We start from the raw sequence: 25014 nt of genomic DNA, 5'->3' as shown, positions 1-25014 counted from the left end.
GCTCAGCGCCAGACCGGCGCGTCCGCCCCCCAGCGCCCGGGCGGGGCGGCCCAGTCGGTGGGTGCGCCGGCGTAGCCGATCGGCGGCAGGGCGTACCGCAGCCGCCCGTACGCCGAGTCGGTCTCGGTGAGCCAGCGCGCCGCCTCGTACCGCCCGGCGTCCGGGTGCGGCGGGTCGGTCGGTTCGGCCGGGATGCCGTGCAGCAGCCAGGAGGCCGTGCCGGCGAAGGAGAAGCGCAGGTGGCGGCCGCCGGGGCGGTGGGTGCGCTGCTCGGTGAGGGCGCGCAGCACGGCGGCGGCGAGGAGGTAGCCGGTGCCGTGGTCGAGCGCCTGGGCGGGCAGGGCGCCGGGTCGGCCGTCGGGGCCGGCCTCGTGGGCGGCGATGCCGACGCCGGCCTGGACCAGGCTGTCGAAGCCGCGGCGGCCGGCCCACGGACCGGTCCAGCCCCAGGCACAGATCTGGGCGAGGATCAGGTCGGGCCGGCGGGCGAACAGCGCCTCGGGAGCGAGGCCGAGGGCATCCAGCGAGCCGGGGCGGTAGGCGTTGACGACCACGTCGGCGGTGTCGAGCAGTCGCTCGAAGGTGGCTCGGTCGGTCGGGTCGGCGAGGTCGAGGCGGGTGGAGCGCTTGCCGAAGCCGGTGTCGGTGTGGGCGTCCTCGGCCTCGGGCAGCCGGGGCGAGTCGATCCGCAGCACGTCGGCGCCGAGCAGGGCGAGGGTGCGGGTGGCGACCGGTCCGGAGATCACCCGGCTGAGGTCGAGGACCCGGATCCCGGCGGCGGGCCGGTCCGCCGGGGCGGCGGCGAGCGGACGGACGGGCGCGGTGCCCATCTCCCGACACTCCACCAGGGGATGTACGGACGCACGCACCGGCGCGACGGCGACCGCGAGCGCCCCCGCCTCATACGCGCGCTCCTGCACCTGCTCGCCCGGCAGCTTGCCGAGCGCCCCGGCGAGTTGCTCGGGCCCGGCGTCGGGGGCGAGGTCGAGGACGGTGAGCAGCCGGTCGCGGTGGTGCGGGTAGTTGGCGTGGGTGCGGATCCAGCCGTCGGCGGTGCGCCAGAAACCGGAGAGCGGGGCGAAACCGACCGGCTTGCGGCCGTCGATCTCCAGGTGCCGCTCGCTGACGAAGGAGGTGGCGACCGCGCCCTCGTCCACCCGTACCGCGGGGACGGGCCCGCCGCCCCGGTGTGCGGCGAGTTCGGCCGCCGCCAACGAACAGGCGGCCACGGTGGCCCGGGCGAGCCGGCCCACCGGCAGACCGGAGGGCAGGCCGTCCTGGGGCCCCTGGAAGGCCACCCGATCCAGGAGGTCGGCCTGTCCGCCCAGGGCGGCCCAGACATCGGCGGTGGGGCGGTCGGCGGGCCCGTGCTCGGGCGAAGTCGGACGATCGGTCATGCCGGGCATTGTGCTCCGCATCCCGCGCACCCGCCGTGACGCACACCACCGCACACCACCGCACGCTGGTACCCGTCTCCGCGCCCCCGCGCTGCTCCGGCGGCCGCGGACCGCCGCCACCGGGCCGCGGCACGGCGCCGCACCGTACGTCAGCCCCTCCGCCGAGCGGGATTCCCGCAGCTGGGAGCGGGCCTGACGAGCGGACAGACGGACGCCCGGCGGGGGCTCGCAACCGCCGGATAGGGTGCGAAGGGCGGCCGCCTCGGCCGCCGCACGGGGGCGGAGCGACAAGGGGGAGCATGCACACGATCCGCCGTCTCGACCTGGGCTACATCGTCCGGCCGGCCGCCGAGGTGGGCGGCCCGGAGCCGCGCGTGGAACCGGTGCTCGCGTACCTGATCCGGAGCCCGGAGGGGCTGCTGCTGTTCGACACCGGGATCGGCGCGGGCTCACCGGAGACCGAGGCGCACTACCGCCCGGTCCGCCGCCCGCTGCCGGAGGCGCTCGCCGCGGCCGGCGTCGCGCTCTCGGACATCGACCTGGTGGTCAACTGCCACCTGCACTTCGACCACTGCGGCGGCAACCCGCTGTTCGCCGGGACGCCGGTCCTCGTCCAGGCCCGCGAACTGGCCGCCGCCCGGCGCGGCGACTACACCATCGACGGGCTGGTCGACTTCCCCGGCGCCGTCCACCGCGAACTCGACGGCGAGACGGAGGTCTGGCCCGGCGTCCGGGTGCTGCCCACCCCCGGGCACACCGATGGCCACCAGTCCCTACTGGTCGAACGGCTGGACGACTGCACGGTGCTGCTGGCCGGGCAGGCGTACGACTTCGCCTCCGAGTACGGTCAGGCGGTGCTGGCGCGGCAGGCGGCGCGCGAGGGGGTCGCGGCGCCGCTGCCCGGCTTCCGGCCCTGGCTGGACCGGGTCTCGGAGCACGGGCCGCGGCAGGTGATGTTCGCGCACGACCACGCGGTGTGGGAGCTGTCCGTCTAGTCCCGATGGTCCCGATGGTTCCGACCGGCTACCGACTGGTTTCCGACCCGTTCCGACGGAACGGCTGGGTTCAGCGGCTTCAGCCGGCCCAGCCGGTTCATCGGGCTCAGAAGGCTCAGAAGGCTCAGCGGGATCAGCGGGCTCAGAAGGTGAAACGCAGCGAGCGGACCCGGTGGTCGAAGCTGGACGGGGCGAGCACCGGCTCGCCCACCGACCGCGCCTCGGGCAGCCGGGTGAACAGCTCGCGGAACAGCGTCGTCATCTCCTGCCGGGCCAGGTGCGCGCCGAGGCAGTAGTGCGGTCCGCCCCCGCCGTAGCCGAGGTGGGGGTTGGGGGTGCGGGTGATGTCGAAGGCGTCGGGGTCGGGGAACACGGTCTCGTCCCGGTTCGCCGAGCCGTAGTACAGCACGACCTTCTCCCCCGCCCGCAGCAGCGGGCCGCCCGGCCCGCCGAGCTCGTGGTCGACGGCCACGGTCCGGCGGAACTGGACGATCGGCGTGGCGTGGCGGACGATCTCGTCCACCGCGCCGTCGAGCCGTCCGTCCAGGTCGGCGAGAAGCAGCGCGCGCTGCTCGGGGTGGACGGTCAGCAGGTGCAGACCGTGGGCGAGCGCGTTGCGGGTGGTCTCGACCCCGGCGACCAGCAGCAGGGAGAAGAAGGCGCCCAGCTCGCGGCCGGTGAGCCGGCGGCCGTCCAGGTCGGCGGTCACCAGGGCGGAGATCAGGTCCTCAGCCGGCCGGCGGCGGCGCTCGCGGCCGATCGCGGCGACGATGCCCTGCATCCGGGCGAGCGCCGCGAGCCCGCGCCCGGGCATCCGGAGCCGTCGGCGCAGCGGACGGGCCACCCCGATGTCCTCGGAGGTGCGGTTGACCAGTTCGAGGATGGTGCGGCGGGGGCGCTCCGGGACGCCCATCATGGTGCAGATCACCTGGAACGGGAGTTCGCCCGCGACCGCGCCGACGAAGTCCTCGGGCCGGTCGCGTTCGACTCCGTCCACCAGGGCGGTGCAGATGCGCCGGGCGTCCTCCTCGACCCGGCCGAGCAGGCGCGGAGTGAAGGCCCGGGAGACGATTCGGCGCAGCTGGGCGTGCCGGGGGTCGTCGAGGTTGACCATCGAGTCGCCGAACAGCAGCCGGACCCACCGGGCCGGTTCGGGGGTGGTCACGCCGGGTCCGGAGCGGAACACGGCGGGGGTGCGGCTGGCCTCGACCACGTCGGCGTGCCGGACCAGGGCGTGGAAGCCCCGGCCGGTGGCCCGGTCGCCGAAGTAGACCGGGGCGGGGAGGCGGCGCAGCTCGGCGAAGGCGGCGGCGCGGGCGGGGGCGGGCAGCTGCCAGAAGCGGGGGTCGGTGAGGTCGGGGGTGCCCGGTGTCGGGGTGGGGAGCTTCGTCGGCGTGTCCATGGCCGTGCCTCCTGTTTCCGGTGCTTCCGGTGCTTCCGGTGTCCGGCGCTTCCGCTCGGACGGTGTCCGGTGCTTCCACGCGGATTCGTTCCGGCGCGCACAGTCAGTGCCGGAGTGTGCACTTTTAGTGAGAAGGAGGTAGGCGTGTCAAGCCGGATCGACGGCTCCGTGAAGCAGTGCTAAGAGCGGCTGATCCGCTGAGCTGACGGGCCGGGCATGGTCTCACGGGCCGGAACCGGCCATCACCGGAGGGTGCGGTACGGGCGGGAGGTGGCGGGTGCGACGATGAGTGCCATCGTGATGACCGACCGGATCCGCCTGCTGCGCGCCGCGGTCTTCGCCGCGCTGTGCGTGGCGATGGCCGCCACGGCGCACGTCGCCATGGCCGGAGCCGGGGTCTCGCCACCGGTGCTGCTCTGCGCCTTCGGGGCCGTCCTCGGACTGACCTGGCTGCTGGCCGGGACGCGGCGCGGACTCGGGGTGATCAGCGTCTGGATGGTCGCGGCGCAGAGCGCGCTGCACCTGCTGTTCGAACACGCCGGGACGCTCGGCCGCGGCGGCGGTGGCCTCCGGCAGCTCGCCACCACGGACTGGGCCGCGCTGCTGCTCTGCAATCCGGACCGGACGGCCGGCGGGCTCTCGCCCGTCGAGCTGGCCCGGATGGCGGGCATCGACCCGGACGTGCCCCCGGCCGCCGGCGCCCTGCGCCCGATGACGGGGATGCACCACGGGGCGGCGGGGTCGGCCGACGGGATGGCCATGGACATGGGGCTGCCCGGGATGACGGGCATGTCGCACGTCATGCCCACGGGGGCCGGCCCCGCGTCGGCACACGGGATGACCGGCGGATTGTCGGGCGGAATGTCGGGCGGAATGCCCGATGGGATGACCGATGGGATGACCGGGGGAATGGCCCACGGGATGGCCCACGGCATGTCGCCCGGGATGGCCCTCGCCCACGTGCTGGCGGCGCTCGCCTGCGCCCTGCTGCTCTGGCGCGGCGATGCCGCGCTGGTCCGGGTCTTCGAGTTGCTCGCCGCGCTCGGGGCGGTGGTCGCCGGGGCACTGCTGCTCCCGCTGCTGACGCTGTTCGCGCGGCCCCTCGGGTGCCGGCCGCCGGCCGCGCCCCGGCCCGCCGACCGGCAGGCCCGGCTGCCCCGGTCGGTGCTGCTCACGCATGCCGTGGTCCGGCGCGGACCGCCGGCGTTCGCCCTCGCCTGCTGACGCGCCCGACGCGCTCCTCCCCCTCCGGCCGGACTCCGGCCGATTCCGGGACCTCGGCGTCGGGCAGGTCGCCCTGCCGCGCCGTCGTGCCCCCGCGCCGCCACGTCCAGTGCCGTCGCGTTCCGCGCCGCCGTACCGACAGGGCTCGGGCCCGAGTCCGCTTCCGCCGTTACTCCCCCGGGAGGTGCGGTGCGCCGCGCGACCGGCCCATGGACGCCTGCGGTGCCGCCGTGCGCGGCGCCGCCCCCTGCCTTCCCCTCGGGACCTTCCCATGCCTCACTTCGACGGCGCACCGGTTCTCGCCGGCGCCACCGTCCTACCGCTCCGACGACTCCGGCCCCTCCCGGCGCTCCGACGGCTCCGGCCCCTCCGGCGCGTGGCCGACCGGACCGTCCAGTCCCAGCCGGGCCGACAGCCCGGCCGCCCACTCCGGTGCCGGCCCGTCGACGGCGGTGGCCCGTACCTGGGCGCGCAGTCGCTGAGCCCGGTCCAGCCAGTCCCGGCAGCCGGTGCAGCGCGCCAGGTGCTTGTCCAGCCGGGTGCCGGGCAGGCCGCTCGGCTCGCCGTCCAGCCGGGCGGACAGAGCGGTACGGAACTGCGCGCATCTCATACGACCATCGTCCCGCACCACGATCGGGCCGGGACCGGCCGGACCGGCGGCCGCCGTGGATGACGACCAGCTCACCGCGCTCGCGCTGACCGCCCGCTCGGGCCGGGCGGCGGACGTCGAGGCCTTTGTCCGGGCGACCCAACGGGACGTCTGGCGCTTCGTCGCCCACCTCACCGACGTCCAGTCCGCCGACGACCTCGCCCAGGAGACCTTCCTACGGGCCCTGCGCGGCCTCCCCGCCTTCGCCGGCCGCTCCTCGGCCCGCACCTGGCTGCTGTCGATCGCCCGTCGCACGGTGATCGACCGATACCGGATGGCCGCCGCCCGGCCGCGCTGCGCCGCCCTGCCGGACTGGCAGGAGGCGGCGGAACGGCAGGGCGGCACCCCGGCGGCCGGGTTCGAGGACGGGATCGCCCTCGGGGACCTGCTCGAACGGGTGCCCGCGCAGCGGCGGGAGGCCTTCGTACTGACCCAGGTGGTCGGCCTGAGCTATGCCGAGGCGGCCGAGGTCGCCGGGTGCCCGGTCGGCACCGTCCGCTCCCGGGTCGCCCGGGCTCGGGAGGAGTTGATAGCGCGCCTGCGGGCCGCCGAGGCCGGGGAACTCGCGGCGGCCTGCTGAGCGCCGCGCGGCGGGGAGCGGATGACAGATGACAGCAAACAGATAACAGATGGCAGATAACAGCTGACAGATTTCGAACTCTGTCAGCTGTTCGCTGCCGCCTGTCGCCTGTTGCCCGCCACTCGCCACACCCACCCCGCCGCCCTCTCCCACCCGCTCGCCCGCCCGCCCGACCGCCCGGAAAAAATCCCCCAAGTGTTCGGAACTGGAGCCCTCCCGCCTCCGACTGCTGTACCGGACACCGCCGCCGAGGCGGTGCCGGTACGGCAACGGGGGAACGGAGGACCTTCATGCGAGCACAAGACCCCTCGACCACGCCCGACCTGACTGACCGTCAGATCGAGCCGGTCGACCGGTGGAGCCTGGTCGTGGCCGCCGGGCTGCTCTCGTTCGTCGCGATGCTCGACATGAACGTGGTCAACCTGGCGCTCACCGACCTGGCCGCCGGCCTGCACGTCTCCGCCGGGGTCGCCCAGTGGGCCGTACTCGGCTACCAACTCCCGCTCATAGCCCTGCTGTTGCCCGCAGGCCGATGGCTGGACCAGGTCGGCACCCGGCCCGCGCTGCTGCTCGCGGTCAGCTGCTTCGCGACCTGCAGCGTGCTGGCCGCCCTCGCCCCGTGGGCGGGTTGGCTGATCGCCGCCCGGCTGCTGCAAGGTGCTTTCGGGGCCGTGCTGTTCGTACTGATGCCGGTGCTGGCCGCGACCTCCGTCCGGCCCGAGCTGCGCGGGCGGGCGATGAGCGTGCCCGCGACGCTGGGGCCGCTCGGCGCCGTCACCGGTCCGGTGGTCGGCGGCCTGCTGCTGGACCACTTCGGCTGGCGGGCCGTCTTCCTGGTCAAGCTGCCGATCTGCCTGGCGACCGTCCTGATCGTGCGCCGGCACGCCCCGCACGGCGGCCGGCTGCGGCTGCCCGAGCGGGGTTCGCTCGGCGACGCCGCCCTGATCGGCGCGGCCGTGGCGGCCGTCCTGCTGGGCCTCACCCTGGCGCCGACGGCCCCGCAGTGGCTGCTGCTCGCACTGCCCGCCGCGCCGCTGGTACTGCTGTGGCTGCGCCGCCCGGGCGGGCGGCCGGTCGCCGAGGTGCTGCGGGCCGCCGGCACCGCCGGGGTGAACGCCTCGGTGCTCGCCCTCGCCGCAGGCTTCGCGGCCTGCCAGTACCTGCTGGTCCAGCACCTGCGCGGCCCGCACGGCGAGAGCGCCACCGCCACCGCGCTGACCATGCTGGCCTTCCCGCTCGGCATGGTGCTGGCCGGACGGGTCGGCGGACGGCTGGCGGACCGCTGGGGCGCCCGGCCGACGGCGCTCACCGGCGCCGCCGTCACCACCTGCGGCCTGGCGCTGCTCATCCCGGTGAACACCGGCTGGTCCAGCCTCGACATCGCCGCCCGGCTCGCCCTGGCCGGCGCCGGAATGGGCCTCAACGGCGGCCCCACCCAAGCACTGGTGATGACCGCCTCCCCGCCCGGGAAACTCGCCACCGCCGGCTCCGCCGTCCAGCTCTCCCGCAGCCTGGGCTTCGCCCTGGGCCCGGCCCTGGCCACCGCCGCCGCCCTGGCGGGCGACCGCGCCACCACCGGTACCCACGTGGGCATCGCCCTGGCCGCCACCGTTGCCGTCACCGCCGTGCCGCTGCTCGCGCTGCACCGCCGCCGTCCGCAGGCCTGAGGCCTGACACCTGAGGCCTGAGGCCCGAGAGCCGGGCCGCACAGACTCGTCCCCCTCACCGGAGGAAGCACACCCATGACCGACACCGCCCACACCCCTGCCACGCCCGACGCCCCGTCCGAGTCACAGTCCGAGGCCGCGCGCTGCCCGTACGGCTACGACCGCGACCGACTCCCCAGCCCCGTCCCGCTGTACGGCTCCGCCTACAAGACCGACCCGTACCCCCTCTACCGCCGGATGCGCGAGGCCGGGCCGGTGCACCGGGTGGAGTTCCCGAGCGGCATCCACGCCTGGCTGGTCACCGGCTACCAGGCCGCCCACGCGACCCTCAACGACCCCCGGCTCGGCAAGAACCACGCGCTGGGCAACGACGAATGGCGCCGGCTCGCGTCGATCATGCCGGAGCCGCAGCACTCCCAGCTCCAGGTCCACCTGCTGCACCAGGATCCGCCCAAGCACACCGTGATGCGCCGCCTGGTGCTGGACGCTTTCGCCCCGCGCCGGGTGGAGGCCCTGCGCCCGCGCCTGCGGGAACTCGCCGACGCCCTGGTGGACGAGCTGCCGGCCGTCGGCGGCGCCGATCTGGTGGCGGGCTTCGCGGCCCACTACCCCTTCCGGGTGCTGGCCGAAGTCATCGGCCTGCCCGCCGAGTTGGCCGCCCGCTTCGACCGGGACTGGGGCAAGGTGGTGCAGCCGGTCGGCCCGCAGGACCCGGGCCGTCCGGCGTACGAGGCGCGGCTGCGCGGGCTGCAGACGTACATCGCCGAGGTGGTCGCCCGCAAGGGGGCCGACTGCCGCACCCCCGGCTGGGACGAGGGCGAGGACCTGCTCGGCCGGCTCGTCGCCGCCCACGACGCGGGCGAGTTGAGCCGCGAGGAGCTGGATTCGATCGTGTTCCAGCTGCTGGTCGCCGGGCAGGAGCCGGTCACCAACCAGATCACCACCATGCTGATCACCCTGCTGCGCCACCCCGAGCAGCTCGACGCGCTGCGCGCGGGCCTCGACGAGCCCGGCCGACTGGCCCGGGCGGTGGAGGAACTGCTGCGCCACGACGCCGCGTTCGAGCTGACCACCTGGCGGTTCTTCGCCGAGGACAGCGAGCTGTTCGGCACCACCGTGCCGGCCGGCGACTCGGTGATCGTCTCGCTCTGCGCCGCCAACCGCGACGACGCGCAGTTCCCGGAGGCCGACCGCCTCGACCTCGACCGCACCCCGAACGCCCACCTCGCCTTCGGCCACGGCGTCCACTACTGCCCGGGCGCCGCCCTGGCCCGGGCCGAACTCCAGATCGCCATCGGCACCCTGCTCACCCGGCTGCCCGGACTGCGCCCCGCCGGTGCGCCCGGGGACGGCCTGGACGAACTCACCTGGATCCCCGCCGTCCTGGCCCGTGGGGTGAACCGGCTGCCGGTCGCCTACGACCGGCGAGGCTGAGCACCCGCCCATCCGCCATCAGTCGTCAGTCACCCGTCACCCGCCATCCATCGCCCGTCACCCGTGGAGGAGATCCATCATGCCGCCCGTCGGCACCGCCCCCGTCGTCACCAGTGCCCCCGAGCAGCGGTCGCCGGCTCAGCTCGCCGCCCGCATCCTGGGCCTGCTGCTTCCGCACCGCCGCGCCTCGGACCCTGAGTTCGACGCCCGGCCCGAGCACTTCCCCTTCCAGCTCGCCCAGTTGGCGGACTACATCGAGGCCGATGAGCCGATCGTGTTCACCCTGCCGGGCTTCCCCTGCAAGTCGCCGAACCCGGCGAAGGTGCTCGGCCATCTGCCCGACGAGGGCGAGCGGTTGTCCCTGACCTTCCTCGACGACCTCTGCACCAGGATCGGCCGGATCCACCCGCCCGGCGCCCGGATGCTGATCTGCTCCGACGGGCACATCTTCGGCGACCTGATCAACGTTCCCGACGAACACATAGACGAGTACTCCGACGAGTTGACCGCGATGATCCGGCGTGAGGACCTCCGCCACCTGGACACCTTCGACCTGCGCGCGGTGCTCGGCGACCTGCCGTATGACGAGAAGCGCGCCCGGGTCCACGAGCGGTACGCGCCGAGCGTCGAGGAGTTGCGCGAGCAGGTGGTGACCGAGCAGGAGACCCTGCGGCTCTACCGCGGCATCACCCGTTTCCTCACCGAGGACACCGTGGACTTCCCCGGCACCCGCTCCGCCCTGCAGCGGGACTGCCGCCGCCGCGCCTACGGAGTGATCCAGCGCAGCCGCGCCTGGGGCGCGTTGATCGCCGAGCAGCACCCCCGGTCGGTGCGGCTGTCGATCCACCCGCAGCCGGCCGGCGCGCCGAAGTTCGGCATCCGGCTGCTGGCGACACCCGACGCCTGGATGACGCCCTGGCACTCGGCAGTACTCCACCGGGCCGACGGCGGATGGGAGTTGCGGCGCAACGAAGAGGCGGCGCGGCTCGGCCGGCCGGTCCTGCGGGAGGGCCGGCCGAGCCACTACGAGGGCTACTGAACCCCGAGCCGCCGAACCCCGGGCTGCCGTTGACCCCCGGGCTGCGGCACCACGGAGTCCGCCGGGGAGCGGTGGTCGAAGGCGATCAACGGGTCACCGGTGAGCGGGTGTTCGACCACCGCGGCGCGTACGCCGAAGACCTCGGCCAGCAGCTCGGCAGTCAGCACCTCGCGCGGTGCCCCGGAGGCCACCAGGGCGCCGCGGTGCAGCACGTGGAGCCGGTCGCAGACCGAGGCGGCGGCGTTGAGGTCGTGCAGCGCGACCAGCGTGGTGCGCCGCTGTTCCCGGAGCAGGGCGAGGAGTTCGACCTGGTGCCGGACGTCCAGGTGGTTGGTCGGCTCGTCCAGCACCAGGACGTCCGGCTGCTGGGCGAGCGCGCGGGCCAGCAGCACCCGCTGCCGTTCGCCACCGGACAGTTGGGCGAACCGCCGGTCGGCGGCCGCGCTCATGCCGACCCGGGCCAGTGCCTCGGCGGTGATCCGGTGGTCCTCGGAGTCGTCGGCCGCGAAGGCCCGCTTGTACGGGGTACGGCCCATCGCCACCACTTCGCGCACACTCAACTCGAAGTCTCCGCCGCGCTCCTGGGGCAGCGCGCCGATGTGCCGGGCGGACTGCGCGGGCCGCAGCGCGGCGAGGTCCTGTCCCGCCAGCAGCACGCGCCCGGCGCTCGGCCGCAGGTGCCGGTAGACGGTGCGCAGCAGGCTGGACTTGCCGCTGCCGTTGGGTCCGACCAGCCCGGCGATCTCCCCCTCCTCGGCGACCAGATGGACCCCGGCCACCACCGTACGGCCGGCCAGGGCGACGCTCAGGTCCTCGACGGTGATCCTCAACTGCGCTCCAGTCGTCGGTCCAGCAGGTAGAGCAGGGTGGGGGCGCCGAGCACGGCGGTGACCACGCCGATCGGCAGTTCCTGGCCGTCCAGGGCGGTGCGGGCGACGGTGTCGACCACGGCCAGGAGGACGGCCCCGGTGAGGGCGGACAGCGGCAGCAGGCGCCGGTGGTCGCCGCCGACGAGCAGCCGGCAGACGTGTGGCACCATCAGTCCGACGAAGCCGATCGCCCCGGAGACGGCGACCAGCACCCCGGTGAGCACACTGGTGACGACGAACACCTCGCGGCGCAGCCGGGTCACGTCCACGCCGAGCCCGGCGGCCGTCTCGTCACCCATCAGCATCGCGTTGAGCCCCCGGGCGCGGGCCTGGAGCAGTGCCAGGCCGAGCGCCACGGCGACGGCGGGGATGGCGAGTTGGGCCCAGACGGCGCCGCCGAGGCTGCCCATCAGCCAGAACAGCACGCCCCGGGTCTGCTGCTCGTCGCTGGTCTGCAGGACGAGGTAGCTGGTGATGCCGCCGAGGAACTGGGCGATGCCGATGCCGGCCAGGACCAGCCGCAGCGGGGAGAAGCCGCCGCCGCGCCGGGCCAGCAGCCAGACCAGGGAGAACGCGCCGAGCGCGCCGGCGAAGGCCGCCAGGGAGACGGTGAGTCCGAGTGCGCTGCCGAAGGAGAGTTCGAGGCCGAAGGCGGTGCCGAGGACGATGGTGGCGACCGCCCCGAGGGAGGCGCCGGAGGAGATGCCGAGCAGGTAGGGGTCGGCGAGCGGGTTGCGCACCAGGGCCTGGACGGCGGTGCCCACCAGGCCGAGTCCGGCGCCCACCACGGCCGCCAACAGGGCGCGGGGGACGCGCAGTTGCCAGACGATGAGGTCGCGGGTGCCGGGTTTAGGGGCCCGGCCGGTGAGGTGGTGGACGACCACCGACCAGACCTCGCCGGGCGGGATGTCGACCGAGCCGAAGGAGACGGCGGCGGTCAGCGCGAGCACCAGGGCGACGGCGAGTGCCCCGGCCAGTGGCCCGGCCCGCAGGGTGCGGGCCGGGCGCCGGGCGTCCGGGGCCTCGGCTTGGACTGCCGAAGTCACCTGCTACTGCCCGTTCTCGACGGGGCCGGGCTTGACGAGGTCCGGGTGGACGGTGGCCGCGATCTGCCGGACGGCGTCGGCGTTGCGCACGCCCGCGATGGTGGTCACCTCGGAGCCGAGCCGCACGAAGTGCCCCTCCTGGACGGCCTTGAGGCCCTGGGTCGCCGGGAAGCTCCGCAGGAACGCCTCGGCGTCGTCGAAGGCCTTACGGGTGGCCTCCTCGCTGCCCCGGTTGCGCACGGCCAGCTGGATCCAGTCCGGGTTCTTGGCGACGACGTCCTCCCAGGAGCCGGGCTTGAAGTCGGCGTCGCAGTCGGCGAACACGTTGCGGGCCCCGGCCTGGGTGATGACGGCGTTGGCCACCTGCCGCCCGCAGACCGCGACCGGCTGCTTCGTCCCGGCGTCGAAGTCGAAGACGAAGTAGCCGGGCCGCTTGTCCTCCGGGACCCCGGCGAGCGCGGTGCGGACCTCGCCGATCTGCTTCTCCATCCCGCTGACGAGTTCCTCGGCGCGGGCGCCGGTGCCGGTGACGGCGCCGAGGCGGCGGATGTCGTCCTCGACCCCGGCGAGGTCGGTGCGCGGCGCCTTGGCGGCCTTCGGGGTGCCGGCGCAGGCGGTGGAGAGGAGGTAGACGTGCTGGATGCCGGCCGCCGCGAACTCCGCCTCGGTGGGCCCGGTGGCGCCGCCCATCATCGGCATCGCGCCGAAGGTGTCGACGTAGAGGTCGGCGCCGGAGCCGAGCAGCTTCTCCTTGGGGACGGACTTGTCGCCGAGCACCGGCACCTTGGCGCCCTGTTCGGCCAGCGCCGCCGGCAGGGTGCCCTTGCCGGGCGGGAAGCCGGTGCCGATCACCCGGTCGCCCGCGCCGAGTCGGAGCAGCATCTCCAGGCTCGCCGCGTTGCTGGTGACGATCCTCGTCGGGGCCTTGGCTATGGTCGTCTCCTTGCCCGCGCAGTCGGCGACCGTGACGGGGTAGCTCCCGGCCGGGCCGGCCTGGGCGGTGACGGCGGCGCTGGTGCCGCCACCACTGCTTCCGCCGCTTCCGCAGGCCGTGGCGAACAGGGCGACGGCGGCCGCGATACCGCAGACGACGCGAGGGCGCATGAGAACTCTCCTGGTCGGTGATCGTGCTGGGGACCCGCGCTGCGGACCCGGACCAGGTAGTCGGGCCGGGGCTCCGGTGGGTTCCCCGGACTTCCGGGACTTCTGACGGCCCCGTACGCGGGGCCGCGCGTAGGGTGGCCGGATGCCAGAGCTCTCCGACCCGCGCGACGACCTCGGCCTGCCGGTACGACTCGGGCCACGGCCGCCGCGCCGGGTGGTCTCACTGGTGCCCTCGCTGACCGAGGCCGTCGCCGCCACCGCACCCGGTCTCCTGGTCGGCGCCACCGACTGGTGCAGCCACCCGGCCGGGCTGGCGGTGACCCGGATCGGCGGCACCAAGAACCCCGACCTGCCGGGCGTCCTCGCGCTCGCCCCGGACCTCGTGATCGCCAACGACGAGGAGAACCGCCGCCCCGACCTGGACGCGCTGCGGGCGGCGGGGGTGCCGGTCTGGGTCACCGACATCCGCACCCTGGACGGCGCCTTCCGCTCCCTGGACCGGCTGCTCACCCTCGCCTGCCGACTGCCCCGCCCGGCCTGGCTGGACGAGGCGGAGGCGGCCTGGCGCGAGGTACGGCCGACGGCGGACGGCCCACGGGCGATCGTGCCGATCTGGCGCCGCCCGTGGATGGTGCTCGGCCGCGACACCTTCGCCGGGGACCTGCTGCACCGCCTCGGCCTGCGGCTCGTCCACGCCGGGCACCCCGAGCGCTACCCGGCGGTGCCGCTGCCCGAGCTGCTGGCGAGCCGTCCGGACCTGGTGGTGCTGCCGGACGAGCCGTACCGCTTCACCGCCGAGGACGGCCCGGAGGCGTTCCCCGGCGTCCCGGCCGCGCTGGTCAGCGGACGGCATCTGACCTGGTACGGACCGTCCCTGGTGACCGCTCCGACCGTCCTCCGGCAGGCGATCGACCACCCGTTCGCCGGGGGCAGAACGATCGCACCATAGGATGACCGCCACTCTCCGGGATCACCGGTGACAAGTGGGGGGACCACAGATGAAATCCAGCGCCACCCGGCGGACCACCGTGCTGGTATCCGCCGTCGCCGTCTCGACCGCCGTCCTGGCGGGCTGCGGCACCAAGAGCGCCGACCAGCACCCCGACGCGGCACCGGGCACCACGCTCGCGGCGGCCACCGCCACGCCGGGCGACACCGCGAGCGCGAGCCCGTCCGCCGACGCCACCCCGAGCGCCTCGGCCTCCGCGAGCCCCACCGCCTCGCACAGCCCGAGCGCCGGCGCGAGCAAGTCGGCGAAGTCCACGCCCAACGCCCAGGCCAGCAACGCCAAGGGCGGCGGCAACGCGGCCGGCGCACCCGCCACCCAGCCGCCCGTCGAGAAGCCCGCCATCCCCGCACCGGTGCCGACCGCCAAGGCCGGCGCCGTCGCCCTCCCGCCGCCGCCCGCGCCGCCGGCCGGACACGTGCCACCGCTGCAGAGCGGCTGCCAGCCCAGCAAGCCGCAGCCGGACGAGCCCAAGGCCTCCGTCGCCACCGCGCTCACCTCGGCGGCCGGCCAGGCCCGGGTGCTCACCCTCAGCTCCGGCGGCACCGACAAGCTCCCGGCGCTGCCCGTCAACCTGGTCAAGGCGATCGCCTGGCAGGAGAGCGGCTGGCAGTCCGGCATCCTCGCCTGCGACGGCGGGATCGGCACCATGCAGGTCATGCCGAACACCGTCGCCTGGATGAACGGCAAGTACGGCACCACCTCCGACCCCAAGACGCTCGCCGGGAACGTCCAGCTCGGCACCCAGCTGCTCGACTGGCTGGTCGCCTACTACGGCGACTCCTCCTTCGGCGGCACGTACGACCTCTCCCCCGACCCGGCCACCGGCAAGACGCCGCTGCTGGACCTGGTCGTCTCGGCGTACAACGCGGGCGCGGGCAACGTCCACTACAACACCGTCACCGACCCGGCCACGGGCCAGGTCGTCGGCAGCCTGGACATCCCGAACCCGACCTACGTCTCCAACGTGAAGGCGCTGATGGCCTCCCAGCCCTGGAACAAGGCGGGCTGACCGACTCCCCGCACCACGGCCTACGACACCACGGCCGTACGACACCGCGGCCGCACGACACAGGGCCCGGGACGCCAGTGCGTCCCGGGCCCTGCGGCTCCGGCTGCTGCCCGGAGGTCAGCCGCGCGCGGCGGCGACGGCGGCGCCCAGCGCCTCCTTGATCCGGGGGCCGAGGCGGGCGAAGCCCAGCTCCTTCATCGCCGCACGGAGCAACTCGTCATCGCTCCGCCCGGTGCCGTCGGCGTCGATCCAGCGGACGACGGCGAGCAGTTCCTCCGCCGAGTAGGCGGTCACGGGCCGGCCGGGGGTGAAGTCCGGCTTCTCCGAACGGGCGGCGGGCACCTCGGCGACGGGCTCGGCCTCGGGCTCGGGCGCTACGACCTCGGCGACGACCTCGGGCTCCTCGGCCTCGACGGCCGGCTCGTCAACCTCAACGGCCTCGGCCTCGACGGCCGGCTCCTCCACCTCAACGGCCTCGGCCTCGACGGGGGGCGCCTCGGCAATGACCTCGGGCTCCTCAGCCACCACAGCCGGAGCCTCCTCGGCGACCTCGGCCTCGACCACCGGCTCCGCCACCTCGGCGGCGGGGGCCTCCACGACGAGGTCCGGCTCCTCGGCCTCGGCGGCGGGGTTCTCGGCCACCACGGCCGGAACCTCCTCGGCGGCCTCGACCTCGGCCTCGACCTCGACCGGCGACTCGTCAACCTCGACGACCGCGACGACCTCCGGCTCAGCAGCCTCGACGGCGGGCACCTCGGCGACCGCCTCCGGCTCGACCTCAGCCTCGACCACGATCTCAGCGGCAGGCTCCTCGACTGCCTCCGGCTCCGCCGCGACCTCGTCCGCAGCTGCGGCCTCGGCCAGCGCTGCGGTCGCGGCGGCCACCAGGTCGTCAGCGGCCGGGGAGGGCGCCGGAAGGGAGACCACGGCAGCCGGGGCCTCCTCCTCCTCCACCGCAGCCGACTCGGTCTCGGCGGCGTCCGCGTCCGCGCCCGACGCCGCCTCGACGGCCTCGGCTTCAGCCTCGACCTCGACCTCGTTCTCGGCAGCGGCAGCGGCAGCGGCGTCAACCTCGGCAGCGGCCTCAGCGGTCTCAGCGGTCTCCTCGACCGGAACCGCCACCGGAGCCGGCGTCTCCTCCGTCAACCCGTCCCGCTGCCCACCGGCGAGCGCCTGACGCGCCGCGGCCTCGGCCTCCTCCTGGGAGGGCTCGGCCCCGGACGGCTCGACCTCGGTCTCGGTCTCCGCTTCGGCCTCGACCGACACATCGTCCGCAACCTCGCCCGCGACCTCGGCCTCCTCCGCCACCGGCGCCGCCAGCCCGTCCCGCTGCCCGCCCGCGAGCGCCTGGCGCGCCGCGTACGCGGCCTCGGCGGCGCGGCGGTCGGCCTTGGCGGCGGTGAGTTCGGCGAGCAGGTCGGCGAGGCCGGCCTCCTCGAGGGTGGCGCGCAGGCCGCGGATGGTGGGCAGGCGGTAGAGGGTGCCCTCGTCGGCGGCGAGCCGCTCGACCAGGTCGGCGAGTTCCGTGAAGGCGAGCCCGTCCAGGTCGTGGTCGGGCAGCAGCCGGGCGAGGTCGCGCAGGCCGGTGTTGATGGGTTCGAAGGCCTGGGCGGTGCGCTCGACCAGGTCGCCGTCGGCCGGCACGTTGGGCAGGGTGCCGGCGGGGGCGATGGCGGCCCAGGCGCGGCGCTCGATCTCGGCCGAGGTGAGTGCCTCGTGCAGGTCCTCGCGGCGGACCTTGCGTTCGTGGGCGAGGGCGGTGGCCTGCTTGCGCAGCGAGCGGCCGCGCAGCCAGGAGAGCTTGACGCCGTTCTCGCGGCGCCAGGTGCTGTCGGCGGTGGCGGCGGCGAGGGCGACGAGGTCGGCGTCGTAGGCGGCGCTGGTGAGGATGGCGGAGGTGCGGCGCACCCGCTGGAGCATCTCGACCAGCAGCACGGTCTTGGCGACGGTGTCGGGTTCGTCCAGCTTGACGTCGGCGGCCAGGGCGGTGACGGCCTCCCAGGTCTGCTGGAGGTCGCGGCCGCGCAGTTCGGCGAGCGCGGTGGACGCGGCGCGGGCGTCCTCGGGGGTGGCGACGGTGTCGACGGCCGCGTACCAGGCGTGGGTGTCGGCGCTGAGCGTGAAGGCCCCGAGTTCGGCGTAGCGGCCGAGATCCTCGCGGAGGTCGGGCTCCGCAGCGGCGTCCTGGGGGTCCTTGACGTCTGCGGCGTCGGCGACGTCCGCCGGGTCGGCTGCGTCGGCGTTGCGCGAGTGAAGCACTGTCATGTGAGGTCCGGTTCTGGGCGACGACGGCGGGGCTGACGGCGAGGGGGCGACGGACCGGGTGCGCGGGGCCCCTGGGGCGGGACCGGGGGGCGCGCGGTCGGGCCGCCGGGTGTGGACGCCCAGAATACGGGTGCCCGTTCGAGCCTTGCACGCACCCACCGCCGGGACGGGTCGGTGTCGTGTGCCATACCGCCCGCCTGGCCGCTACTCGGGAGGTCCACCCGGGTGGTGCGGTGGTGGTCCGGACGGGTGGCCCGGGTGCTCCGTGCGGGGTGGGCGTGGTCGCCGCAACCCGTCCAGGGGAACGGCGCGGAGGCCCCGGGCGGGGCTGTCCGGCGGGGGACGGCCGGGCGGCGGGTGGTGGCCGGCCCGGGCGAGGGTGGGCAGGTCGACCGGCGCGAGGTACTCGTGGAGCGCCGTGCGGTGCCACCAGGCGCCGGTCTCCCGCAGTTCGCGCCATCTGGTGAACCGGTAGAGGTGGAGGGTCGCCCGGACGTGGGTCGGCGGGGCGTCGGGGAAGGGGTTGTGGCGCAGCAGCCGCAGGGTCGCGCGGTCACCGGCCAGCAGGCGGGTGACGAAGGGCAGGAACCAGGGCCGGGCGTAGGCGGGCGAGATGCCGGCGAACCACATCAGCCAGTCCAGGCGCAGGTGGTAGGGGGCGTACTGGCGCGGGAGGCGGCGCACGTCGCCGGGTTTGCCCTTGAACCCGTATTCGCGCCAGACGGTGTGCGGGGTGAGGACGGCCTCGTCGGTGCCCTCGATCACGACCTCCTGGCGCAGGCGGTTGACGCTGCCGAACGCACCGTAGGTGTTGACGAGGTGCAGCCGGTTGAAGGAGCGGTTCATCACCTGGCCGCGGGAGAGCAGGTTGCGGACCGGCCAGTAGCTGAGCACCAGGACGGCGGCGGTGACCGCGGCCACCAGCGCCTGGTACCAGACGGGCGCACCGGGGAGGTTCCGGACGTGGCCGGGCAGGCCGAGGCGGCCCGGTTCGACGGCGGCGAGGGCGAGGACGACGGTGAGCCAGTTGAGCCAGGCGAAGTTGCCGGAGGCGATCAGCCACAGCTGGGTGGCGATCACGGCGCAGGCGGCGTAGCTCGCGACCGGCTGCGGGAGCAGCAGGCCGATCGGGACGAGGAGTTGGACGACGTGGTTGGCTGCCGCCTCGACCCGGTGCAGCGGGTCGGGCAGGTGGTGGAAGAACCAGCTGAGCGGTCCGGGCATGGGCTGGGTCTCGTGGTGGTAGCGCAGGCAGGTCAGGTCGCGCCAGCAGCTGTCACCGCGCAGTTTGATCAGTCCGGCGCCGAACTCGACCCGGAAGACCAGCCAGCGCATCAGCCAGAGCACGGGGGTGGGCGGCGCGGTGTCGGCGTTGCCGAGGAAGGCGGCGAGGGAGCCGGCTTCGAGCAGCAGCGATTCCCAGCCGAAGGAGTACCAGGTCTGTCCGACGTTGACGATGGAGAGGTAGAGGGCCCAGAGCACCGCCCAGAGCAGGATCGACGCCCAGAGCGGTACTTCGTCGCCGAGCCCGGCCGCGACGGCGGCGGCCAGCGCGGCGCCGGTGAGAGCGACGGTGGCGAAGAAGCGGTCGCTGTAGTGGAGGTGGAAGAGGCCGGGTGCCCTGCGGAACGGGACCCGGGCGGTGAAGCGGGGCACCGGCAGCATGCCGTGGGTGCCGATGAGGGCGCGGAACTGCGCGGCGGCGGCGAGGAATCCGATCAGGTAGAGGCCGGCGAGCAGGCGCTGGACGAGCAGTCGGCTCAACCAGTAGTCGGGGGCGGCGAACCAGTCCATCCAGTCCATGCGGCCCATGCCTACCACCGGCGGCGCGCGGCCGGGCCCGGCCCGGGGTGCGGGCGACGGACGGTTCACCCGCTCGGCCGGGGCGACGCGCCGTGGCCCGTACGGCCTCGGGTGAACTACCTCAGGCCGTACGGCCTCGGGCGAACTGCCGCAGGCGGTACGGCCGGCCGCGTCCGCCCCGGAACGGCAACGTGGCGGGGAGCCTCTCCTCGGGGGTGAGAGGCGCCCCGCCACGGTGGTGGGCGGTACGGGTGGTGCGGTGGGCGGGTACGGCCGGGGGCCGTGGTGCCGCGCACGAGCGGCGGTCGGCCGCTCAGCTCGGCAGGACGAGTCCGGACCCGCTGGCGATGCCCGGTCGGCCGGTCGGGGTGGCGGCGCCGTTCTGCTGGAGCCGGTCGACCAGCAGCGCGGCCAGGGTGCCGAGTTCCTCCTCGGTGCGGGACTGGGCGGTGACGTCCATGCCGACGGTGAGGACGCCGTTGACCTGGCCGGTGCGCGCGACCCGCAGCGGGGTGCAGGTGAAGCTGAAGATCTGCTGGATGCGCTGCGCCTCGGGGCGGCCGGACTGGATCCGGACGTCGTTGAGGGCGGTGACGCGACCGGTGTGGTACGCCTCCGCGACGGCCTGCTGGAGGCCGGCCGCGCCGAGCTGCGGGTAGGCGGTGCCGATCGAGCCGTACGCCACCGGGGCGCCGAAGGTGTCGGCGTGCTGGGCGTTGGCGTAGCGGATCTCCTGGCCGGGGCCGTCGGTCAGCATGATGGGGAACGGGGAGCCGTCGAAGGCGGCGAACATCTCCTGCTGCTGGGCGAGGAGGTTGTCGCGCAGCCGGATCTCGGAGAGCAGCGCCTCGGCGAGGTGCTGGATGTCGCGCAGTCGCTCGCGCCCCCACTGCCGGGGTTCCCGGTCGAGGACGCAGACGGTGCCGATGACGGTGTTGGTGTCGTCGACGAGCGGGGCGCCGAGGTAGGCCCGGACACCGAGTTCGTCCACGACCGGGTTCCCGGCGAACCGGGGGTAGGCGAGAATGTCGTCCAGCGCGAGGGGTGAGCGCTGGGCGACCACGTGCGGGCAGAAGCCGTGACTCATCGGCATCTGCCGGGTGGGAAGGTCGAAGGCGATCCCCCGGTCCGCCCAGGAAGCGCCTTCTTCGGCCGCGATTTCACCGGAGTTTGGCGGAATGTAGAGCCCCCGGAACATCTGGCGCTCGTCGTTGATGAAGTTGACCATCGCGATGGGAGCGCGGGTGATGCTGGCTGCGAGGTGGGCGAAGCGGTCGAAGGCCTCGTCTGCGGAGGGTTCGTTGAGGCCCAGGCTGCGCAGCCTGCGGGTCCGCTCGGACTCCCCGGCAGCACCCGGGAACTGGCCTTGAGTGCTCATCACATCAGTCATGGCGCACATGTAATCAGACATCCGGGCGCCGCGGTGCTACCGGGACGGATCACCCCCGTTGCTGATGAACAGTCAAAGCAGCAGTTGAGCGACCACGCGGACGGGTGCGGGAGGAGGGGAAGGTCAATCCCCACCCGGAGCCATGACAAAACCCTCCGGCGGCGGGGTGGGCCGAATCCCGCCATTCCAAGATCAACTATGTGTGGACCCCATGTGCACATATGACAATGAGCCCTGCCGAAGACACGGACGGTAGTCCCCCAGGCTCCACGGGAGACCCCGGCCCAAGGTCCGCATGCACCGATGGCTTCGAAGCGATCGGCACCGCCACACCCCACACCCCCACCCGATCTCCCTGGGGGAACGGCCGGAGCGGCATCTACGGCGCGAACGGAGGCACGACACCACTGGAATGAGAGGACCAAGCATGGCGATGGACTACTTCACCGACGAACGACACGAGAGCCTCCGGGCGGAGGTGCGTGAGTTCGCGGAGAAGGAGGTGCGTCCTCAGGTGGCCAGAATGGAGGCCGACCGGGAGATCGAGTTCGAACTGTCGCGGGAGATCGCCCGCCGCGGCTGGATCGGTGTCACGATCCCGCGCGAGTTCGGCGGACTGGGGCTGGGACACCTCGCCAAGACCATCATCGTGGAGGAGCTGGCCCGGGTCAGCGGTGCGATGGGCGCGATGGCCCAGGCCTCGCAGCTCGGCGTCGCCAAGGTCATCCACTTCGGATCCAACGCCCAACGGCGCGAGTGGCTGCCGAAGTTCGCCTCCGGCGAGTCCCTGCCGACGATCGCGGTCACCGAGCCGGAGTCCGGCGGCCACGTGCTCGGCATGGGCGGCACCGCCCGCCGCGAGGGCGACGAGTACGTCCTCAACGGCCGCAAGGTGTTCGTCGGCAACTCGCACATCGGGGACGTCCACGGCGTGGTCTTCCGCACCGACCGGGGCAGCAAGGGACTGTCCGCCTTCCTGGTCGAGAGCGACCGGCCCGGCTTCCGCACCGGCACCATCGGCACCCAGGGCGGCCTGCACGGCTTCAGCTTCGGCGAGCTCGTCTTCGAGGACTGCCGCATCCCCGTCGGCAACCGGCTCGCCGAGGAGGGCCAGGGCCTCGACGTCGCCTACTCCTCCTCCACCCTGTACGGCCGACTGAACCTGGGTGCCGTCGCCCTCGGCATCCACGTCGCCGTGGTGGAGGACACCGTGCGCTACGCCGAGGAGCGGGTGCTCTACGGCAAGCCGGTCAACCAGCTGAACAGCATCGCGCTGAAGCTCGGCGAGATGCAGTCCCGGCTGATGACGGCCAAGTTGGCCGCCTACCACGCCTCGCACCTGCTCGACCACGGCAAGGCCTGCGACGCGGAGCTGATGAACGCCAAGCTCGTCAACACCGAGTACGCGATGGACTCGGCGCGCCAGGCGATGGAGATCTTCGCCGCCCGCGGCACCCAGGAGGAGCACCACGTCATCCGCTACCTCCGGGACGCCACCCACATCTACGCCCCGGCCGGCACCTCGGACGTGCAGAAACTGCGGCTCGGGCAGGTGGCGGCGGGCACCTACGGCAGGCAGTGGTCGGCCGAGCTGTCCGAACTGACGAGCTGGGCCTGGACCGAGCTCAACGAGCGGGAGTCGCAGGCGCCGTCGGCGGACCGGCGCTACGGGCGCGGCGGCGCGGGCGGGCAGGGCGGCCAGCTCGGACAGGGCGGCCAGCTCGGGCTGGGCGGTCGGGGTGCCCGGGTGGTGCCGATCTCCGCGGCGAGCTGAGACCGGCCCCTGGGGACCGCCACCCGGACGGCGGCGAACTCTCGGTACAACGACTGTTGACCTGTTCCTGACGGCTCCCCGGAAGGCCCACCCGGCCCACCGGGGGCCGCTCCCGCTTCGCACCGCCCGCGCTGAACTGCGGCGATCCGTCGGCGAACACTCCGACCGGGACCGACCGGTTCTGCCAGCAACCGTTCACATGTCGTCAGTTGATGTTGCGATGAGGGCACCTGGGACTGATAGGTTTCCTGCCGTCGGCGGCCGCGCTGAACCCCGCCCGGACGATGACACCACGTCACCCCGTCCGGCGACCCCGGCCTCGGCGCCCTGAAGCCCGGGCCGGGCCGCTCGGGGCCGACCCGCCGTTCGGCCCCGAGACCCGGCCTGCAACTCGGCCCTGCAGCAAGGAATCAGATGCCAGGCATATCGGCCCCCCACACGGGCCACCGCGCCGGCCGGTCCGGCTCCCTCCGCAGCTCGCTCCTCGCCCTCGTGCTGGTCCCCAGCCTGGGCCTGGCCGCCGCCTGGGGCTACGCCGCCTACCTGCTGCGCGACGCCGGACACCGCACCGCACTACTGGCCGGCACCGCCGTCGTCTCCCTGGTGCTGCTGGTCAGCCTGGTCCGCGGCATCCGGGCCGCCCGCGCCCTCTCCGCCCGGCTGGCCGGACTGCGCACCGACACCCTCGCCCTCGCCCAGCGGGAGATCCCCGAGGTCGTCGGCCGGCTGCGCGCCGGAGAGCCGGTGCCCGCCCCGCCCACCTGGACGCCCTCCCGGCGGGTCGGCGACGAGGTCCAGCAGACCTCCGACGGCCTGGCCGCCGTCCGGCAGGCCGCCGTCGCCGCCATCGTCCACCAGGCCCAGGGCCGCGAGGGGACGAAGAAGGTCTTCCTCAACATCGCCCGCCGCACCCAGATCCTGATCCACCGGCAGATCAGCATGCTCGACGCGCTGGAGCGCGAGCACGAGGAACCCGAGCTGCTGCGCGAACTGTTCGCCGTCGACCATCTGGCCACCCGGATGCGGCGCAACGCCGAGAACCTGGTCATCCTCGGCGGCGCGCTGCCCGCCCGGCGCTGGCGCAACGCCGTGCCCGTGGTCAACGTGCTGCGCAGCGCCGTCTCCGAGACCGAGAACTACGCCCGGGTCGTCGTCCAGGGCGTGCCGCGCGCCTCGCTCAGCGGACAGGCCGTCGCCGACGTGATCCACCTGGTCGCCGAGCTGATCGAGAACGGTACGACCTTCTCCCCGCCGTACACCCAGGTGCAGGTCGCCGCGCAGGAGGTCCCCAAGGGCCTGGCGGTCGAGGTGGAGGACCGCGGCCTCGGCATGACCGAGGACGAGTACGAGCGGCTCAACGACTACCTGGCCAACCCGCCCGAGCTGGACGTCTCCGCGCTCGGCGACGACCTGCGGCTCGGCCTGTTCGTCGTCGCGCGACTGGCCGCCCGGCACGACATCCAGGTCACCCTGCGGCCCTCGCCCTACGGCGGCACCCGGGCCGTGGTGCTGGTGCCCGCGGCGCTGCTGGAGCAGGCCGAACAGCCCGCGGCGGTGCCCGGACTGCCGTCCGGCGCGCGGGTCACCCGCACCCCGGTGCCCGAACCGCGGCCGTCGGACGGGGACTTCGGTGAGGTCGACGAGGAGCTGACGGGCGCGCTCGCGGGAGTGCTCGGCGGGCTGCTCGGGGGTGCGCCGGCTGCTGATGCCGGTGTCGGTACCGGTACCCCTGTCGGTGCCGGCGCTCCCGAGGTGCCTCCCGTCGACTCCGGTGCGGCGGGCGGCGGTCTGATCATCGGTGAGCTGCTCGCGCGGCAGGACGGCGAGGGCGGCGGGACCGCCCCCGACGACTCCGGGCTGCCGGTCGGTGCCGAGATCCCCGGACTGCCCGGGGCCGTGGTGGTCCCCCGGCCCGCGATGCCGCGCCCGTACGACCTGCCGACCGGTCCGTCGGCGGAACTCGCCGCGCAGCTCGGTGCCGCGCACGCGGCGCCCGTCGAGCACGTCGAGCACGTCGTCGACGGCGCCGGCGATGCCGCTGCCGACCTCACCGCCGGCCTCCCGGCGGACGTCGCTCCCAGCCACGAACGCCCGCAGGAGGACCACGTGGAGCACGGCCCGGACGGCGAACTGCGCACCCCGCGGATCCTGCCGCAGCGGGTCCGCAACGCCAGCCTCGCCGAGCAGCTCCGCGAGGCCAACGCGCCCGGCACCATGATGCCGCCCGTCGCGCCGGCCCCTTCCCCGTTCCCCCAGTCGGCTCCGCCCGCCGCGTCCGCGCCGTACGGGGCCCACGCCGCCCCGACCGGACCGCGCTCCGGCGAGGCCGACGGCGCCTCACCGGCGCGCTCCCGCGCC

19 protein-coding genes are annotated in these 25014 nt (G+C 74.4%); 10 read left to right on the top strand and 9 right to left on the bottom strand.

What is annotated here, in order from left to right:
• Positions 1-2 precede the first annotated feature (2 nt).
• Positions 3-1397 carry a CoA transferase gene (locus tag BG452_RS06000; RefSeq protein ID WP_188303113.1) on the bottom strand — a complete coding sequence of 465 codons (1395 nt, stop codon included), beginning with the start codon at positions 1395-1397 and terminating at the stop codon, positions 3-5.
• Positions 1398-1696: 299 nt separating this feature from the next.
• On the opposite strand from BG452_RS06000, the gene BG452_RS05995 reads away from it, so the two are divergent.
• Positions 1697-2392: an N-acyl homoserine lactonase family protein gene (locus tag BG452_RS05995; protein ID WP_188303112.1), complete on the top strand. Its 696-nt coding sequence runs from the start codon at positions 1697-1699 to the stop codon at positions 2390-2392.
• 142 nt (positions 2393-2534) lie between these two features.
• Here the strand turns inward: BG452_RS05995 and BG452_RS05990 are convergent, their stop codons facing one another.
• Positions 2535-3794, bottom strand: a complete 1260-nt coding sequence (locus BG452_RS05990) for a cytochrome P450 (RefSeq protein WP_188303111.1) — start codon at positions 3792-3794, stop codon at positions 2535-2537.
• A gap of 285 nt (positions 3795-4079) precedes the next feature.
• Here BG452_RS05990 and BG452_RS05985 point away from each other — a divergent pair, with 285 nt between their 5' ends.
• Complete coding sequence (locus BG452_RS05985) at positions 4080-5018, top strand: hypothetical protein (protein WP_188303110.1); 939 nt, start codon at positions 4080-4082, stop codon at positions 5016-5018.
• A gap of 316 nt (positions 5019-5334) precedes the next feature.
• On the opposite strand, the gene BG452_RS05980 is transcribed toward BG452_RS05985, so the two are convergent.
• Positions 5335-5628, bottom strand: a complete 294-nt coding sequence (locus tag BG452_RS05980; protein WP_188303109.1) for a zf-HC2 domain-containing protein — start codon at positions 5626-5628, stop codon at positions 5335-5337.
• A 55-nt stretch (positions 5629-5683) separates the two neighbouring features.
• Here BG452_RS05980 and BG452_RS05975 point away from each other — a divergent pair, with 55 nt between their 5' ends.
• The 4 genes from BG452_RS05975 to BG452_RS05960 all read left to right on the top strand — a co-directional run bounded on the left by BG452_RS05975 (position 5684) and on the right by BG452_RS05960 (position 10387).
• Positions 5684-6247 (top strand): sigma-70 family RNA polymerase sigma factor, encoded by a 564-nt coding sequence (locus BG452_RS05975; RefSeq protein ID WP_188303108.1) that lies wholly within the window; start codon positions 5684-5686, stop codon positions 6245-6247.
• A gap of 290 nt (positions 6248-6537) precedes the next feature.
• On the top strand, positions 6538-7914 hold the full coding sequence (locus BG452_RS05970) for an MFS transporter (RefSeq protein WP_188303107.1): 1377 nt from the start codon (positions 6538-6540) through the stop codon (positions 7912-7914).
• Positions 7915-7989: 75 nt separating this feature from the next.
• The gene (locus tag BG452_RS05965) at positions 7990-9348 is read left to right on the top strand and encodes a cytochrome P450 family protein (protein WP_188303106.1); all 1359 of its coding nucleotides are present in this window, start codon (positions 7990-7992) and stop codon (positions 9346-9348) included.
• A 79-nt stretch (positions 9349-9427) separates the two neighbouring features.
• Positions 9428-10387, top strand: coding sequence for an L-tyrosine/L-tryptophan isonitrile synthase family protein (locus tag BG452_RS05960; RefSeq protein WP_188303105.1), 960 nt, complete (start codon positions 9428-9430; stop codon positions 10385-10387).
• Here the strand turns inward: BG452_RS05960 and BG452_RS05955 are convergent.
• Genes BG452_RS05955 through BG452_RS05945 form a run of 3 tightly spaced genes read right to left on the bottom strand, consistent with a single transcriptional unit; the run spans position 10381 to position 13406 of the window.
• The gene (locus BG452_RS05955; protein WP_188303104.1) at positions 10381-11217 is read right to left on the bottom strand and encodes an ABC transporter ATP-binding protein; all 837 of its coding nucleotides are present in this window, start codon (positions 11215-11217) and stop codon (positions 10381-10383) included. The two genes, BG452_RS05960 and BG452_RS05955, sit on opposite strands and share 7 nt — an antisense overlap.
• Positions 11214-12302 (bottom strand): FecCD family ABC transporter permease, encoded by a 1089-nt coding sequence (locus tag BG452_RS05950; RefSeq protein ID WP_188303103.1) that lies wholly within the window; start codon positions 12300-12302, stop codon positions 11214-11216. The genes BG452_RS05955 and BG452_RS05950 overlap by 4 nt, the downstream gene beginning before the upstream one ends.
• A 3-nt stretch (positions 12303-12305) precedes the next feature.
• Positions 12306-13406: an ABC transporter substrate-binding protein gene (locus BG452_RS05945; RefSeq protein ID WP_188303102.1), complete on the bottom strand. Its 1101-nt coding sequence runs from the start codon at positions 13404-13406 to the stop codon at positions 12306-12308.
• Between the two features lie 142 nt (positions 13407-13548).
• Here BG452_RS05945 and BG452_RS05940 point away from each other — a divergent pair, with 142 nt between their 5' ends.
• Together BG452_RS05940 and BG452_RS05935 are read left to right on the top strand one after the other, a co-directional pair.
• Positions 13549-14355 carry a helical backbone metal receptor gene (locus tag BG452_RS05940; protein WP_223241816.1) on the top strand — a complete coding sequence of 269 codons (807 nt, stop codon included), beginning with the start codon at positions 13549-13551 and terminating at the stop codon, positions 14353-14355.
• A 49-nt stretch (positions 14356-14404) separates the two neighbouring features.
• On the top strand, positions 14405-15424 hold the full coding sequence (locus BG452_RS05935; RefSeq protein WP_188303101.1) for a transglycosylase SLT domain-containing protein: 1020 nt from the start codon (positions 14405-14407) through the stop codon (positions 15422-15424).
• 117 nt (positions 15425-15541) lie between these two features.
• Here the strand turns inward: BG452_RS05935 and BG452_RS05930 are convergent, their stop codons facing one another.
• From BG452_RS05930 to BG452_RS05920, 3 genes are all read right to left on the bottom strand, one after another.
• On the bottom strand, positions 15542-17689 hold the full coding sequence (locus tag BG452_RS05930) for a hypothetical protein (protein WP_188303100.1): 2148 nt from the start codon (positions 17687-17689) through the stop codon (positions 15542-15544).
• Positions 17690-17893: 204 nt separating this feature from the next.
• On the bottom strand, positions 17894-19483 hold the full coding sequence (locus BG452_RS05925; protein WP_223241817.1) for a lipase maturation factor family protein: 1590 nt from the start codon (positions 19481-19483) through the stop codon (positions 17894-17896).
• A 322-nt stretch (positions 19484-19805) separates the two neighbouring features.
• Positions 19806-20882: a GAF domain-containing protein gene (locus BG452_RS05920; RefSeq protein WP_188303099.1), complete on the bottom strand. Its 1077-nt coding sequence runs from the start codon at positions 20880-20882 to the stop codon at positions 19806-19808.
• Positions 20883-21309: 427 nt separating this feature from the next.
• On the opposite strand from BG452_RS05920, the gene BG452_RS05915 reads away from it, so the two are divergent.
• Entirely contained in the window at positions 21310-22656 is a 1347-nt protein-coding gene (locus BG452_RS05915; RefSeq protein WP_411292883.1) for an acyl-CoA dehydrogenase family protein, read from the top strand.
• A gap of 414 nt (positions 22657-23070) precedes the next feature.
• Positions 23071-25014: sensor histidine kinase (locus BG452_RS05910; RefSeq protein WP_262985979.1), on the top strand; the 1944-nt coding region annotated here is incomplete at its 3' end.

Source organism: Streptomyces sp. CBMA123 (assembly GCF_014596465.1).
GTDB lineage: Bacteria > Actinomycetota > Actinomycetes > Streptomycetales > Streptomycetaceae > Kitasatospora.
The sequence above is the reverse complement of the archived record's forward strand: the minus strand, read 5'-3'. Positions and strand labels throughout refer to the sequence as shown.

Coding starts and splice junctions, on each gene's coding strand:
- BG452_RS05940 (WP_223241816.1), top strand. CDS start 13,549: ATGCCAGAGCTCTCCGACCCGCGCGACGACCTCGGCCTGCCGGTACGA.
- BG452_RS05995 (WP_188303112.1), top strand. CDS start 1,697: ATGCACACGATCCGCCGTCTCGACCTGGGCTACATCGTCCGGCCGGCC.
- BG452_RS05925 (WP_223241817.1), bottom strand. CDS start 19,483: ATGGACTGGTTCGCCGCCCCCGACTACTGGTTGAGCCGACTGCTCGTC.
- BG452_RS05930 (WP_188303100.1), bottom strand. CDS start 17,689: ATGACAGTGCTTCACTCGCGCAACGCCGACGCAGCCGACCCGGCGGAC.
- BG452_RS05980 (WP_188303109.1), bottom strand. CDS start 5,628: ATGAGATGCGCGCAGTTCCGTACCGCTCTGTCCGCCCGGCTGGACGGC.
- BG452_RS06000 (WP_188303113.1), bottom strand. CDS start 1,397: ATGACCGATCGTCCGACTTCGCCCGAGCACGGGCCCGCCGACCGCCCC.
- BG452_RS05945 (WP_188303102.1), bottom strand. CDS start 13,406: ATGCGCCCTCGCGTCGTCTGCGGTATCGCGGCCGCCGTCGCCCTGTTC.
- BG452_RS05915 (WP_411292883.1), top strand. CDS start 21,310: ATGGCGATGGACTACTTCACCGACGAACGACACGAGAGCCTCCGGGCG.
- BG452_RS05985 (WP_188303110.1), top strand. CDS start 4,080: ATGAGTGCCATCGTGATGACCGACCGGATCCGCCTGCTGCGCGCCGCG.
- BG452_RS05965 (WP_188303106.1), top strand. CDS start 7,990: ATGACCGACACCGCCCACACCCCTGCCACGCCCGACGCCCCGTCCGAG.
- BG452_RS05970 (WP_188303107.1), top strand. CDS start 6,538: ATGCGAGCACAAGACCCCTCGACCACGCCCGACCTGACTGACCGTCAG.
- BG452_RS05920 (WP_188303099.1), bottom strand. CDS start 20,882: ATGACTGATGTGATGAGCACTCAAGGCCAGTTCCCGGGTGCTGCCGGG.
- BG452_RS05935 (WP_188303101.1), top strand. CDS start 14,405: ATGAAATCCAGCGCCACCCGGCGGACCACCGTGCTGGTATCCGCCGTC.
- BG452_RS05960 (WP_188303105.1), top strand. CDS start 9,428: ATGCCGCCCGTCGGCACCGCCCCCGTCGTCACCAGTGCCCCCGAGCAG.
- BG452_RS05990 (WP_188303111.1), bottom strand. CDS start 3,794: ATGGACACGCCGACGAAGCTCCCCACCCCGACACCGGGCACCCCCGAC.